At 56.5% G+C, this 13253-nt stretch carries 11 protein-coding genes; 6 read left to right on the top strand and 5 right to left on the bottom strand.

Annotated features, from left to right (window positions below; translation table 11 throughout):
* The first annotated feature begins 301 nt into the window (after nucleotides 1-301).
* The 5 genes from BMI79_RS17220 to araD are packed head-to-tail and all read left to right on the top strand — an operon-like array spanning nucleotide 302 to nucleotide 5300.
* The gene (locus BMI79_RS17220) at nucleotides 302-1600 is read left to right on the top strand and encodes an MFS transporter (RefSeq protein WP_076943331.1); all 1299 of its coding nucleotides are present in this window, start codon (nucleotides 302-304) and stop codon (nucleotides 1598-1600) included.
* Nucleotides 1597-3090, top strand: a complete 1494-nt coding sequence (locus BMI79_RS17225) for an FGGY-family carbohydrate kinase (RefSeq protein WP_076943332.1) — start codon at nucleotides 1597-1599, stop codon at nucleotides 3088-3090. The genes BMI79_RS17220 and BMI79_RS17225 overlap by 4 nt, the downstream gene beginning before the upstream one ends.
* Nucleotides 3087-3743 carry a 3-keto-L-gulonate-6-phosphate decarboxylase UlaD gene (gene ulaD, locus BMI79_RS17230; protein WP_076943333.1) on the top strand — a complete coding sequence of 219 codons (657 nt, stop codon included), beginning with the start codon at nucleotides 3087-3089 and terminating at the stop codon, nucleotides 3741-3743. Before BMI79_RS17225 ends, ulaD begins: the two co-directional genes overlap by 4 nt.
* 1 nt (nucleotide 3744) lies before the next feature.
* A complete protein-coding gene (locus tag BMI79_RS17235; RefSeq protein WP_076943334.1) occupies nucleotides 3745-4605 on the top strand; it encodes an L-ribulose-5-phosphate 3-epimerase in 861 nt (286 codons plus the stop codon).
* Nucleotides 4599-5300 (top strand): L-ribulose-5-phosphate 4-epimerase, encoded by a 702-nt coding sequence (gene araD / locus BMI79_RS17240; RefSeq protein ID WP_076943335.1) that lies wholly within the window; start codon nucleotides 4599-4601, stop codon nucleotides 5298-5300. The genes BMI79_RS17235 and araD overlap by 7 nt, the downstream gene beginning before the upstream one ends.
* Before the next feature lie 58 nt (nucleotides 5301-5358).
* Here araD and mscS read toward each other — a convergent pair whose 3' ends face one another.
* The 4 genes from mscS to epd all read right to left on the bottom strand — a co-directional run bounded on the left by mscS (nucleotide 5359) and on the right by epd (nucleotide 10029).
* Nucleotides 5359-6225 (bottom strand): small-conductance mechanosensitive channel MscS, encoded by an 867-nt coding sequence (gene mscS, locus BMI79_RS17245; protein ID WP_076943336.1) that lies wholly within the window; start codon nucleotides 6223-6225, stop codon nucleotides 5359-5361.
* A gap of 299 nt (nucleotides 6226-6524) precedes the next feature.
* Nucleotides 6525-7604: a class II fructose-bisphosphate aldolase gene (gene fbaA / locus BMI79_RS17250; RefSeq protein WP_076943337.1), complete on the bottom strand. Its 1080-nt coding sequence runs from the start codon at nucleotides 7602-7604 to the stop codon at nucleotides 6525-6527.
* 172 nt (nucleotides 7605-7776) lie between these two features.
* Complete coding sequence (gene pgk, locus BMI79_RS17255) at nucleotides 7777-8940, bottom strand: phosphoglycerate kinase (protein ID WP_076943338.1); 1164 nt, start codon at nucleotides 8938-8940, stop codon at nucleotides 7777-7779.
* Between the two features lie 72 nt (nucleotides 8941-9012).
* Entirely contained in the window at nucleotides 9013-10029 is a 1017-nt protein-coding gene (gene epd / locus BMI79_RS17260; protein ID WP_076943339.1) for an erythrose-4-phosphate dehydrogenase, read from the bottom strand.
* Between the two features lie 584 nt (nucleotides 10030-10613).
* Here epd and BMI79_RS17265 point away from each other — a divergent pair.
* A complete protein-coding gene (locus BMI79_RS17265) occupies nucleotides 10614-10901 on the top strand; it encodes a putative quinol monooxygenase (RefSeq protein WP_076943340.1) in 288 nt (95 codons plus the stop codon).
* An 88-nt stretch (nucleotides 10902-10989) separates the two neighbouring features.
* On the opposite strand, the gene tkt is transcribed toward BMI79_RS17265, so the two are convergent.
* A complete protein-coding gene (gene tkt / locus BMI79_RS17270; protein WP_076943341.1) occupies nucleotides 10990-12984 on the bottom strand; it encodes a transketolase in 1995 nt (664 codons plus the stop codon).
* Nucleotides 12985-13253: the final 269 nt, after the last annotated feature.

Raw genomic sequence — 13253 nt, forward strand, 5'->3', positions numbered from 1 at the left:
GAGGGGTATGGCACCGAGTTAAAGCCCCTCACCCCGGCCCTCTCCCGCAGGGAGAGGGGGCGTCATATGATATCAAGTGCTACGAGAAATTTATTCGCGCTATACCCAAACGACTTGGAGCTTTCAGCTTCAGGTAATTAAAGGAATGCCATTATACCCAAAATAATTCGAGTTGCAGGAAGGCGGCGATGCAGTGAATCCCCAAGAGCTTACTCAAGTAAGTGACTGGGGTGAGCGAGGAAAGCCAACGCACATGCAACTTGAAGTATGAAGGGTATATTTATATGAAGGTATTGATAATATGAATACAGCCTCTATTTCTGTTGGCCGTAGCCAAGCCATACCTAAATTACGCTGGTTACGCATAGTGCCCCCTATTCTTATTACCTGCATTATTTCTTATATGGACCGCGTTAATATCGCTTTCGCCATGCCCGGCGGTATGGACGAAGAATTAGGCATTACCGCTTCAATGGCCGGATTGGCAGGCGGTATTTTCTTTATCGGCTATCTGTTCCTGCAGGTGCCCGGCGGCAAACTGGCGGTTAATGGTAACGGCAAGAAGTTTATCGGCTGGTCGCTGCTGGCCTGGGCGGTTATTTCCGTGCTCACTGGCTTGGTCACCAACCAATATCAACTGCTGTTCCTGCGTTTTGCCCTCGGCGTCTCCGAAGGCGGCATGCTGCCGGTGGTACTGACCATGATCAGCAACTGGTTCCCAGACCAGGAACGCGGCCGTGCCAACGCCATCGTGATCATGTTTGTGCCGATCGCCGGCATTCTCACCGCCCCGCTTTCTGGCTGGATCATCACCGCCTGGGACTGGCGCATGCTGTTCCTGGTGGAAGGTGGGTTATCGCTGCTGGTGATGGTGCTGTGGTATTTCACCATCAGCAACCGCCCGCAAGAGGCGAAATGGATCTCGCAGGCAGAGAAAGATTACCTGATCAAAACCCTGCACGACGAACAGTTACTGATCAAAGGTAAAACCGTGCGCAATGCGTCGCTGCGGCGCGTACTGGGCGATCGGATCATGTGGCAACTGATCCTGGTGAATTTCTTCTACCAGACCGGCATCTACGGCTACACCCTGTGGCTGCCGACCATCCTTAAAGGGCTGACCAACGGCAATATGGAACAGGTCGGGATGTTAGCCATCCTGCCCTATATCGGCGCGATCTTCGGCATGCTGATTATCTCCACCCTGTCTGACCGCACCGGCAAACGCAAAATCTTCGTCTCCCTGCCGCTGGCCTGCTTTGCCCTCTGCATGGCGCTGTCGGTGCTGCTGAAAGAGCACATCTGGTGGTCCTATGCCGCATTGGTTGGCTGCGGGGTATTTATTCAGGCCGCAGCCGGGGTGTTCTGGACCATTCCACCGAAGCTGTTTAACGCCGAAGTGGCCGGTGGCGCACGCGGGGTGATCAACGCCCTCGGTAATCTGGGCGGGTTCTGCGGGCCCTATATGGTCGGCGTGCTGATCAGCCTGTTCAGCAAGGACGTCGGGGTTTACAGCCTGGCGGTCTCGCTGGCGATTGCCTCGCTGCTGGCACTGATGTTGCCGAACAAATGCGATCAAAGCGCAGGGAGCGCGCCATGAAATATTGGTTAGGGCTGGATTGCGGCGGCACCTTTATTAAAGCCGGGCTGTATGACCTACAGGGAAACGAACTGGGGATTGCCCGCCGGAATCTGGCCATTATCGCGCCTCAGCCCGGCTGGGCGGAACGGGACATGCCCGCGCTGTGGCAAACCGCCGCCGCAGTGATCCGCGAAGTGCTGGAGCTCTTTGGTATCAAAGCTACCGCCGTTCAGGGCGTGGGCATTTCGGCTCAGGGGAAGGGGCTGTTCCTGCTGGATCGACAGGGCCAGCCGCTGGGCAATGCCATGCTCTCTTCCGATCAGCGGGCGCTAGCGCTGGTGCAGGCATGGCAGAAAGCCGGGATTCCACAGGCGCTGTACGAGCAAACCCGCCAGACGCTGTGGACCGGCCACCCGGTTTCGCTGCTGCGCTGGGTGAAACAGCATCAGCCGGAACGTTATCGCCAGATCGGCAGCGTGCTGATGGCGCACGATTATCTGCGCTACTGCCTGACCGGTGAACTGGCCTGTGAAGAGACCAATATCTCTGAGTCCAATCTGTATCAGATGGCACGGGGCCGCTATGAACCCGCGCTGGCACAGTTGCTCGGGATCGGCGAAATCGTGGCCGCTCTGCCGCCAATCGTCGGTTCCGCCGAAGTTGCTGGCAGGGTCAATAGCTCCGCCGCCGCCGCAACCGGCCTGCTGGCGGGCACGCCGGTGGTGGGCGGGCTGTTCGACGTGGTGTCCACCGCGCTGTGCGCCGGGTTGCAGGATGAAACCCGGCTGAACGCGGTGATGGGCACCTGGTCGGTGACCAGCGGGATTAGCCAAACGATTGAAACCGGCTTCGATCACCCGTTTGTTTATGGCCGCCATGCCGAAGCGGGCCAATACATCGTGCATGAAGCCAGCCCAACCTCCGCCGCCAATCTGGAGTGGTTCTGCCAGCAATGGGGGATGCACGATTACCGCCAGCTCAACCAGTGGGTGGCAGCCTTGCCGAAAGCGGGCAGCCAACTGCTGTTTGCGCCTTTCCTCTACGGCTCCAACGCCGGGCTGGGCCTCTGCGCCAGCTTCTACGGCATGCAGGCCTTCCACCAGCGCGAGCACCTGGTACAGGCGATCTTCGAAGGGGTGGTGTTCTGCCATATGACCCACCTGAAGCGCATGTTGCAACGCTTCCCGCACACCCGCGCGCTGCGCGTGACCGGCGGCCCGGCGAAATCGGCCCCGTGGATGCAGATGTTGGCCGACGTCAGCGGCCTGCCGCTGGAACTGCCACAGGTGGAAGAAACCGGCTGCTTGGGGGCGGCGATGGCCGCCATGGTCGGCACCGGCGCGTTCCCAGACTTTACCGCTGCCCAACAGGCGCTGGCACCGCGCCTGGAAAGCGTGCAGCCAGACGCACAGGCGCAAGCGGCTTACCAGCACAAATACCAACGCTATCAGGCGCTGATTGGCGCGTTACAAACGCTGCAAAGCGGCCACTCCAAGGAGGCTTTATGACCATCAAACCGCGCCTGCAACTGGCGCTCGATCACACCCGGCTGGATGCGGCCCTGCAAACGGTAGAACGCCTCCATCCGCATGTCGACATTATCGAAGCAGGCACCATTTTGTGCATCAGCGCCGGGATCCAGGCGGTACGCGCCCTGCGTGAGCGTTGCCCGCAGCATACGCTGGTGGCCGATCTGAAGGTGGCCGATGCCGGAGCCACGCTGGCAGAGCAAGCCTTTGCGCAGGGGGCTGACTGGATGACGGTGATCTGCGCCGCCCCGTTGGCCACCATGGCCAGCGCGCAGGAAGTGGCAGCGCGTCATCAGGGGGAAATTCAGATCGAACTGTTTGGCCGCTGGACCCTGGAGGATGCCAAACACTGGCTGGATCTCGGTATCAGGCAGGCGATCTACCACCGGGGGCGCGACGCGCAGGCCAGCGGGCAAACCTGGGGCCAAGCGGATCTCGACACCATGAAGGCGCTGTCTGATTTAGGCATCGAGCTTTCGGTCACCGGCGGTATCACCCCCGCCGATTTACCACTGTTTAAAGATATCGCCGTTACGGCATTTATCGCCGGGCGCGCGCTGGCCGAAGCACAGGATCCGGTTGCCGCTGCGCGCCAGTTCCACACCGCCATTAATGACATCTGGAGAGGTTGATATGCGTCAGCATCCGTTAGGGATTTATGAGAAAGCCTTGCCGAAGCACCTGAGCTGGCCGGAGCGGCTGGCGCTGGCCAAAGCCTGTGGCTTTGATTTTGTCGAGATGTCGATCGATGAAAGTGACGAACGGCTGGCGCGCCTGAGCTGGAGCAAAGAGCAGCGCCTTTCGCTAGTGAGTGCCACACTGGAAACCGGCATTACCATTCCATCCATGTGCCTCTCCGGCCACCGCCGTTTCCCGTTTGGCAGCCACGACGAGGCCACGCGCCAGCAGGCCTACCGCATCATGGAGCAGGCTCTCCAACTGGCGAAAGACGTCGGCATCCGCACCATTCAACTCGCCGGTTACGACGTGTATTACGAACAGCAGGACGCAGGCACCCTCGCCCGCTTCAGTGAAGGGTTGCAGTGGGCGGTGGAACGCGCCGCCGCCGCGCAGGTGATGCTGGCGGTTGAGATTATGGATACCGCCTTTATGAACTCGATCAGCAAATGGAAAGCCTGGGACGCTTGCCTGGCCTCGCCGTGGTTCACGGTTTACCCGGACGTTGGCAACCTCAGCGCCTGGGGCAACGATGTGGCGCAGGAGCTAAAACTGGGCATCGATCGCATCGCCGCCATTCATCTTAAAGATACCTTCCCGGTCACCGACAGCTCGCCGGGGCAGTTCCGCGATGTGCCGTTTGGTGAAGGCTGCGTGGATTTTGTGGCGCTGTTCCGCACGCTGCAACAGCTCAACTATCGCGGCGCTTTCCTGATTGAGATGTGGACCGAAAAAGCCGATGAGCCAGTGGCCGAGATCGTGCAGGCGCGCCGTTTTATCGAACAGAAAATGCAGCAAGGGGGAATGCCATGCTAACTCTGCCACAGCTCAAGCAACAAGTGCTGGAAGCCAACCTCGATCTGCCGCGCCATAAGCTGGTGACCTTTACCTGGGGCAACGTCAGCGCGGTCGATCGCGAGCGTGGGTTGGTGGTGATCAAACCCTCCGGCGTGGAATATGAACAAATGACGGCGGACGATATGGTCGTGGTCGATCTCGCCACTGGCCGCACGCTAGAAGGCAGCAAAAAACCCTCTTCGGATACCGCTACCCATTTGGCGCTGTACCGCGAGTTCAGCGAGATCGGCGGGATTGTGCACACTCACTCACGCCACGCTACCATCTGGGCGCAGGCCGGGCTGGATATTCCCGCCTGGGGCACCACCCATGCCGACTACTTTTACGGCACGATCCCCTGCACTCGCTTGATGACCCCCGACGAGATTGAGCACGACTATGAACGGGAAACCGGTCAGGTGATTATTGAAACCTTCCACCGGCGCGGTATCAGCCCAAGCGCTATCCCGGCGGTGCTGGTCAACGCCCACGGGCCGTTCGCCTGGGGTAAAGATGCCCAAGACGCGGTGCACAATGCGGTGGTGCTGGAGGAAATTGCCTATATGGGGATTTTTTCCCGCCAGTTGACGCCGGGGATTGGTAATATGCAGCAGGTGTTGCTGGATAAACACTACCTGCGCAAGCACGGCAAACACGCTTATTACGGGCAGTAACCGTACCGATACGATACAGCGAGGCCACCATGACGGTGGCCTTTCTGATTAGCGCGGTTTATTCCGGCTGTTCGGCCGATTTCGCCACGTGACGGACATGCACGTCCATCTGCGGGCATGGCACCGCAATCTGGTTAATATCCAACTGACGTTTGAAATTTTCCATCAGATCAAAATAGACGTCCCAGAACTCGGCGTTGGTGGTCCAGCAGCGGGTGACAAAATTCAGCGCCGGCGGCGCCATTTCATTCAGGCGCACGGTGACGCCCTTGTCGTGCATGATGCGCTTGTCAGCAGCAATCACGTCGCCCAATACCTGTTTCACCCGATCGACGTCGGCGCTGTAGGCGACCGCCACCACGATATCCACACGGCGATTTGGTTCACGCGAGAAGTTGATGATATTGCCAGCGATGATTTTACCGTTCGGCACCACGATGATTTTGTTATCAGCCGTGCGCAGAGTAGTAGAGAAAATCTGCACCTGATCGACCGTACCAGCCACGCCGCCCAAATCGACAAACTCACCGGCACGCAGTGGGCGGAAGGCAACCAGCAGCACGCCCGCCGCAAAGTTGGACAACGATCCCTGCAGCGCCAAGCCAATAGCCAAACCCGCAGCACCCAAGACGGCAATCACCGACGTGGTTTGCACACCAATCCGCCCCAGCACCGCGATCAGCGTAAACGCCAGAATACTGTAACGCACCATCGCAGCGAGGAAATCTGCCACCGTGGCATCGATGCCGCGCAGTTTCATAACGCGATTGACCGCATTACTGATGACGCGCGCAATGATAGAACCGATGATGAAAATGACGATCGCAGCAACGATGTTTACCGCGTACTGGATCAACAGATCCTGATGATCCACCAACCAGCTGCCAGCGCTATTGATGTCCTCAATAATATTAAGATCTTTCATTCTAATACCCTACTTTATTCCCCCAATCGGGTGGGGATTCGCAACAATACTGACCACAATACCGCCAGTAAGGAAACCACGCCTTTAAGGGTAACCAACATTCCTCCCCTACGCCAACCACTACAAGTAAAATAACCCTCTGTTCTCTCTAAGTTATCTTATCTATTCTGACAACAATCGCGTTGGTGAAAGTCGAAAATAAGGAACGCCTGTAGTGATTAACGTCGGTGCCGGGTTACTGAAGCGGCAACAAAAAAGGCCCCCAGATGGGAGCCTTTCAGCATCAAGAAAAACAAATATTACAGCACGTTTACGGCGTTCAAATCTTTAAAAGCCTGTTCCAGACGGATAATCATAGAAGTCTGGGCAGCGCGCAGCCATACGCGTGGATCGTAGTATTTCTTGTTCGGCTGATCTGCGCCTTTAGGGTTACCCAACTGGCCCTGCAGATAAGCTTCGTTCTCTTTGTAGTAGTTCAAGATGCCTTCCCATGTTGCCCACTGGGTATCGGTATCGATGTTCATCTTGATCACGCCATAGCTAACGGATTCTTTGATCTCTGCGTCGCTGGAACCCGAACCGCCGTGGAACACGAAGTTCAGGCTGTTGTGCGGCAGATTGAATTTCTTGGACACGTAAGCCTGAGAATCACGCAGGATGGTTGGGGTCAGCTTCACGTTACCTGGCTTGTACACACCGTGTACGTTACCGAAGGACGCCGCGATGGTGAAATTCGGGCTGATAGCGTTCAGTTTTTCGTAGGCATAAGCCACGTCTTCTGGCTGAGTGTACAGTGCGGAAGCGTCCATATGGCTGTTGTCTACGCCATCTTCTTCACCACCGGTGCAACCCAGTTCGATTTCCAGCGTCATACCGATCTTCGCCATGCGAGTCAGGTACTTGCTGCAAATTTCAATGTTTTCTTCCAGGGATTCTTCAGACAGATCGATCATGTGAGAAGAGAACAGCGGTTTGCCGGTGGCAGCAAAGTGTTTTTCACCCGCATCCAACAGGCCGTCCAGCCATGGCAGCAGTTTCTTCGCACAGTGGTCGGTATGCAGAATCACCGGCACGCCATAATGTTCAGCCATCTGGTGAACGTGGTGTGCGCCAGAGATCGCGCCCAGAATGGCTGCACCCTGTGGAATATCCGTTTTCACGCCTTTGCCAGCGATAAACGCAGCGCCGCCGTTAGAGAACTGAACGATCACCGGAGCGCGCACCTTCGCGGCTGTTTCCAGCACGGCGTTGATCGAGTCGGTACCCACGCAGTTTACCGCTGGCAGAGCAAAGTTGTTCTCTTTAGCGATTGCGAATACTTTCTGAACGTCATCACCGGTGATCACACCAGGTTTTACGAAATCAAATATTTTAGACATGCGACTTTGTCCTGTTTCGTTGGCCGTTTATACCCTTCATTTTCAAACTATTGCACCGTTGGCAGCCGCTTGAAATCTGACGGGTAGGGATGGAAATCTATGTTACGTACCGCACCGCAATATGCCGGGCGGTACAAAGCAAACGGGCGGCTTACGCCCCCCGTCATCTGAATCACTTCTTAGCACGCTCTTCCAGCATCACCACTGCTGGCAGCTGTTTCCCTTCCACGAACTCGAGGAAAGCACCGCCGCCGGTAGAGATGTAGGAGATTTTGTCAGCAATACCGAACAGATCGATCGCTGCCAGAGTGTCGCCGCCGCCTGCAATGGAGAAGGCTTCGCTATCTGCGATAGCGCGAGCGACAATTTCGGTGCCCTTACGGAAGTTAGGGAACTCGAATACGCCAACCGGGCCATTCCACAGAATGGTTTTAGCGTCTTTCAGGATCTTGGCCAAACGCTCGGCAGAAACGTCGCCCAGATCCAGAATTTGTTCGTCGTCTTTGATCTCGCTGGCAGGCTTCAGGGTCGCCACCGCGGTTTCAGAGAACTCGGTTGCTACACGCACATCGGTAGGCACCGGAATATCACAGGTTTCCAGCAGCTTCTTCGCTTCTGGGATCAGATCGGCTTCGTACAGGGATTTACCGACGTTGTGGCCTTGCGCGGCGACGAAGGTGTTGGCAATACCACCACCCACGATCAGCTGATCGGCAATCTTGGACAGAGAATCCAGAACGGTCAGCTTGGTAGAGACTTTAGAGCCCCCGACGATCGCCACCATCGGACGCGCAGGGTTACCCAGAGCTTTACCCAACGCTTCCAGCTCGGCAGACAGCAGCGGGCCAGCACAGGCCACAGGAGCAAACTTGCCCACGCCGTGGGTTGAAGCCTGCGCGCGGTGCGCGGTGCCGAAGGCGTCCATCACGTACACGTCGCACAGCGCCGCATATTTCTTGGACAGGGCTTCGTCGTCTTTCTTTTCGCCTTTGTTGAAGCGCACGTTTTCCAGAACAACCAGTTCACCTGCAGCAACGTCAACGCCGTCCAGGTAATCCTTTGCCAGGCGCACTGGGGATTTCATGTGTTCTTTCAGGTAGTTCACCACCGGCAGTAGGGAGTACTCTTCGTTGTACTCGCCTTCGGTAGGACGGCCCAGATGCGAAGTGACCATCACGTGCGCGCCTTGCTTCAGCGCAGCTTCAATGGTCGGCAGGGAGGCACGGATACGCGCATCGGAAGTCACTTTACCGTCTTTTACTGGAACGTTCAGATCGGAACGGATCAGAACGCGCTTACCGGCCAGATCCAGATCGGTCATCTTGATTACAGACATGGTGAACCCTCTTGGTTGATTCTCTATAAAATTGCCTGAGCGGCACATCAACACGGCGTTGATGGTGCCTGATTAGAAACCGCTTGCGGCCATTGCCTGTGTTGTATCCAACATCCGGTTGGCAAAGCCCCATTCATTATCGCACCAGACCAAGGTCTTTATCAGGTGCTGCCCGCTGACCCGAGTCTGCGTGCCATCAACGATGGCGCTGTGCGGGTCGTGGTTAAAATCGATCGAAACTAATGGTAGTTCGGTGTAGTCAACTATACCACGAAATGATCCCCTTGCGGCCTTTTGCAACAACTGGTTGACCTCTGTCACTAACACCTTGGCACTCACGCTGACGCTGAGATCAATGGCCGTGACGTTGATCGTCGGCACACGCACGGAAATCGCTTCAAAACGATCGCAAAACTGCGGGAAGATGCGCGTGATGCCGGCAGCAAGCTTGGTGTCGACCGGAATAATCGACTGGCTCGCCGCGCGGGTACGCCGCAAATCCTGGTGATAAGCATCTATCACCGGCTGATCGTTCATCGAGGAGTGGATGGTGGTCACCGTACCGGATTCGATGCTGTAGGCATCGTCCAGCAGTTTGATAATCGGAATAATGCAGTTGGTGGTACAGGATGCATTGGAGACGATACGGTGTTCGCCACGCAGCGTCTGGTGGTTAACCCCAAACACGATGGTGGCATCCAGATCGTTGCCCCCCGGATGGGCAAACAGCACCTTCTTCGCACCGGCGGCCAAGTGGGCCTCACCCTCGGCACGGCTGCCGTACACACCGCTGCAGTCCAGCACCACGTCCACGCCCAACTCGCCCCAGGGCAGCTGCTCCAGCGCCGGTTGATGCAACAACCGGATGCTGTCATCCCCGACGATCAGCATCTCCGCCTCCTGGCGCACATCCCAGGCAAAGCGGCCATGGCTGGAGTCATACTTCAGCAGGTGGGCCATCCCTTCGGCATTCGCCAGTTCGTTGATGGCCACTACGGAAATTTCAGCGTGTCGTCCCGATTCGTACAGTGCGCGTAAAACGCTGCGGCCGATGCGGCCAAAGCCGTTTATCGCTATGCGGATTGTCATGCTACTCCCTGAGAAAGGGCCTTCCCTGCCGATAAGGTTCCGGTCAAAGGTCGGGTTGTCGTTATCCGCCTAGAGTACTTTAGCGTACCGCCTGCTGTGAATCGCTGCATTACATTATTCGTCAAAACCTGTTGCTCATCGCAACCGCTCTCTCAGGCGTTTGAGTTGCGCACAACGCTAACTGAAACGCTTCAGCCGAGAATAAACCAAACTTTTGCTAAAAGGAACAGGTGTAACCCCCCGCCTGTCGAGTGAAGGGCTTTTTGCGAAGATAAAATGATCTAGCGCACATTTTTACCCCCTCATCCCCAATAGCATCGTCAACGCGGGCAGCCAACGCATGAGCAAGCGTCAATAGTCAGATACTTAAGATAAATTCAGCATTTATTGAGAGAAACTGTTAGCCTGTCGGGTGCCCCTGACGGCGGGAAACCATCCGCTGCATGTTAAAGTATGACGGGTATGTGCCCTCCGGGTTGCAAGCTGCGGCGAGGTGTAGCCAACCGCGTGGCGTCTTGAAAGACGATGGGCACGGATATAAGTCGCTATTTTTTGTGGTCAATGTTGCATAACAAGGAGCAGAAATGAGTGAAGTTAAAGTAGTCGCCCTGATCAAAGCCCTGCCAGAACACCGCGCTGCCGTGGATAAAGCCGTGCGCGCCATGGTTGCTCCAAGCCGTTCTGAGCCAGGCTGCATCCAATATGATTTGCATGAAGAACAGGGCCATCCCGGCGCTTTCGTGTTTATCGAGCGTTGGACTTCTGAGCAGGCACTGAAAGAGCATATGGCGATGTCTTACCATGATGCCTTCCTGGCCGAGTTGGAAGGGAAACTGGTAAGCTTGGAAGTGAAAAAATTGACTCAGCTCTGAGTCAGTAAAAGCCCGGGGAACCGGGCTTTTGATCGTCGTTCAAACCTGCGGGAAAACCCATGGGAGCGGTATACCGCTCCCGGCAGATTTATTTCAACAGCGCTTTCGCCTTAGCCACCACATTGTCGACAGTGAAGCCGAACTCTTTGAACAGCAGATCCGCTGGAGCAGACTCACCGAAGGTGTGCATCCCTACGATCGCGCCATTCAGGCCCACGTACTTGTACCAGTAATCCGCGATACCTGCTTCGACCGCAACGCGGGCAGTCACGGAAGATGGCAGCACAGATTCGCGGTAGGCTGCGTCCTGCTTGTCGAACGCGTCGGTAGACGGCATTGAGACTACGCGCACTTTACGCCCTTCGGCGCTCAGTTTGTCAGCCGCTTGTACGGTAATCCCTACTTCAGAACCGGTCGCGATCAGGATCACTTCTGGGGTGCCCGCGCAATCTTTCAGCACATAAGCCCCACGGTAAACGTTCGCCAACTGCTCGGCGGTACGCGGCTGCTGGGTCAGATTCTGACGCGAGAATACCAGCGTGGTCGGGCCGTCGTTGCGTTCGATACCGTACTGCCAGGCAACCGCAGACTCCACCTGGTCACAAGGGCGCCAGGTGCTCATGTTTGGCGTCACGCGCAGGCTGGCCAGTTGTTCAACCGGCTGGTGCGTCGGGCCGTCTTCACCCAGACCGATCGAGTCGTGAGTGTAGACAAACACGTTGCGCAGTTTCATCAATGCCGCCATACGCACCGCGTTACGGGCATATTCCACAAACATCAGGAAGGTTGCAGAGTACGGCAGGAAACCACCATGCAGCGCGATACCGTTGGTGATGGCGGTCATGCCGAATTCGCGCACGCCGTAGTGGATGTAGTTACCCGCCGGGTCATCGCTCAGCGATTTGGAGCCAGACCACATGGTCAGGTTGCTCGGTGCCAGGTCAGCGGAGCCGCCGAGGAACTCTGGCAGCACTTTACCAAACGCTTCCAGCGCGTTCTGCGAGGCTTTACGGCTGGCAATGTTGGCCGGGTTGGCCTGCAGTTGCTCAACAAACGTCTGCGCTTCGGCTTTCCAGTTGGCAGGCAGTTCACCGTTCATACGGCGTTTGAACTCGGCAGCCAGCTCTGGGAAGGCCTTGGCGTAGGCAGCAAACTTGTCGTTCCAGGCCGCTTCTTTCGCCTTGCCTGCTTCTTTGGCATCCCATTGGGCATAGATATCCTGTGGGATCTCAAAGGCCGGGTAGTTCCACCCCAACTGCACGCGAGCCGCAGCCACTTCGGCTTCACCCAGCGGAGCACCGTGGGAATCGTGAGTGCCAGCCTTGTTTGGGGAACCGAAACCGATGATGGTTTTGCACATCAGCAGAGAAGGCTTGTCGGTAACCTTATGGGCTTCTTCGATCGCCGCCTTGATGGCATCGCTGTTGTGGCCGTCAACACCGCGCACCACGTGCCAGCCGTAGGCTTCGAAACGCTTGGCGGTGTCGTCGGTGAACCAGCCTTCTACGTGGCCGTCGATAGAGATGCCGTTGTCATCATAAAACGCGGTCAGCTTGCCGAGCTTCATGGTGCCAGCCAGCGAGCAGGCTTCGTGAGAGATACCTTCCATCATGCAGCCGTCACCCATAAAGGCATAGGTGTGGTGATCGACGATCTCATGGCCTGGGCGGTTGAACTGCGCGGCCAGCGTGCGTTCGGCAATGGCAAAACCAATGGCGTTGGCGATACCCTGGCCCAGTGGACCGGTGGTGGTTTCTACCCCTGGGGTATAACCGTATTCCGGGTGCCCTGGGGTTTTAGAATGCAGTTGACGGAAGTTTTCCAGTTCGCTCATCGGCAGATCGTAGCCGGTGAGGTGCAGCAGGCTGTAAATCAACATGGAGCCATGGCCGTTGGACAACACGAAACGGTCACGGTCAGCCCAGTGCGGGTTGGTCGGATTATGCTTCAGGTAGTCACGCCACAGGACTTCGGCGATATCTGCCATCCCCATAGGGGCCCCAGGGTGGCCGGAATTGGCTTTTTGCACGGCATCCATGCTAAGGGCGCGGATCGCGTTGGCAAGCTCTTTACGAGAGGACATGTTTTACTCCAGGTCGGATTAAAAAAGCAGTCTAGTTTTCTATTTTCTCAGACTCAGCATTAAAACGGCAATCCCTAATGCCGAATGAGAGTGAGTTCACAACTTATTATACCCGTTGCATTTCGCAAGACAGATACCTTAACTGCCTATTGAAACGATTGGGCATGGCACGTTAGGCCCGTTTTTCGGAATAACACTATTTCCACAATACTTGGCGTACAATAGGCTCATGCGGCAGAAATGACGTCGACAAACAAGGCACACACCAC

The organism is Serratia oryzae, from assembly GCF_001976145.1.
Lineage (GTDB): Bacteria > Pseudomonadota > Gammaproteobacteria > Enterobacterales > Enterobacteriaceae > Chania > Chania oryzae.

What these genes read in the sequence shown, in the direction of transcription:
- BMI79_RS17225 (WP_076943332.1), top strand. Translation starts at nt 1,597, where the DNA reads ATGAAATATTGGTTAGGGCTGGATTGCGGCGGCACCTTTATTAAAGCC.
- pgk (WP_076943338.1), bottom strand. Translation starts at nt 8,940, where the DNA reads ATGTCTGTAATCAAGATGACCGATCTGGATCTGGCCGGTAAGCGCGTT.
- BMI79_RS17220 (WP_076943331.1), top strand. Translation starts at nt 302, where the DNA reads ATGAATACAGCCTCTATTTCTGTTGGCCGTAGCCAAGCCATACCTAAA.
- araD (WP_076943335.1), top strand. Translation starts at nt 4,599, where the DNA reads ATGCTAACTCTGCCACAGCTCAAGCAACAAGTGCTGGAAGCCAACCTC.
- BMI79_RS17265 (WP_076943340.1), top strand. Translation starts at nt 10,614, where the DNA reads ATGAGTGAAGTTAAAGTAGTCGCCCTGATCAAAGCCCTGCCAGAACAC.
- epd (WP_076943339.1), bottom strand. Translation starts at nt 10,029, where the DNA reads ATGACAATCCGCATAGCGATAAACGGCTTTGGCCGCATCGGCCGCAGC.
- tkt (WP_076943341.1), bottom strand. Translation starts at nt 12,984, where the DNA reads ATGTCCTCTCGTAAAGAGCTTGCCAACGCGATCCGCGCCCTTAGCATG.
- ulaD (WP_076943333.1), top strand. Translation starts at nt 3,087, where the DNA reads ATGACCATCAAACCGCGCCTGCAACTGGCGCTCGATCACACCCGGCTG.
- BMI79_RS17235 (WP_076943334.1), top strand. Translation starts at nt 3,745, where the DNA reads ATGCGTCAGCATCCGTTAGGGATTTATGAGAAAGCCTTGCCGAAGCAC.
- mscS (WP_076943336.1), bottom strand. Translation starts at nt 6,225, where the DNA reads ATGAAAGATCTTAATATTATTGAGGACATCAATAGCGCTGGCAGCTGG.
- fbaA (WP_076943337.1), bottom strand. Translation starts at nt 7,604, where the DNA reads ATGTCTAAAATATTTGATTTCGTAAAACCTGGTGTGATCACCGGTGAT.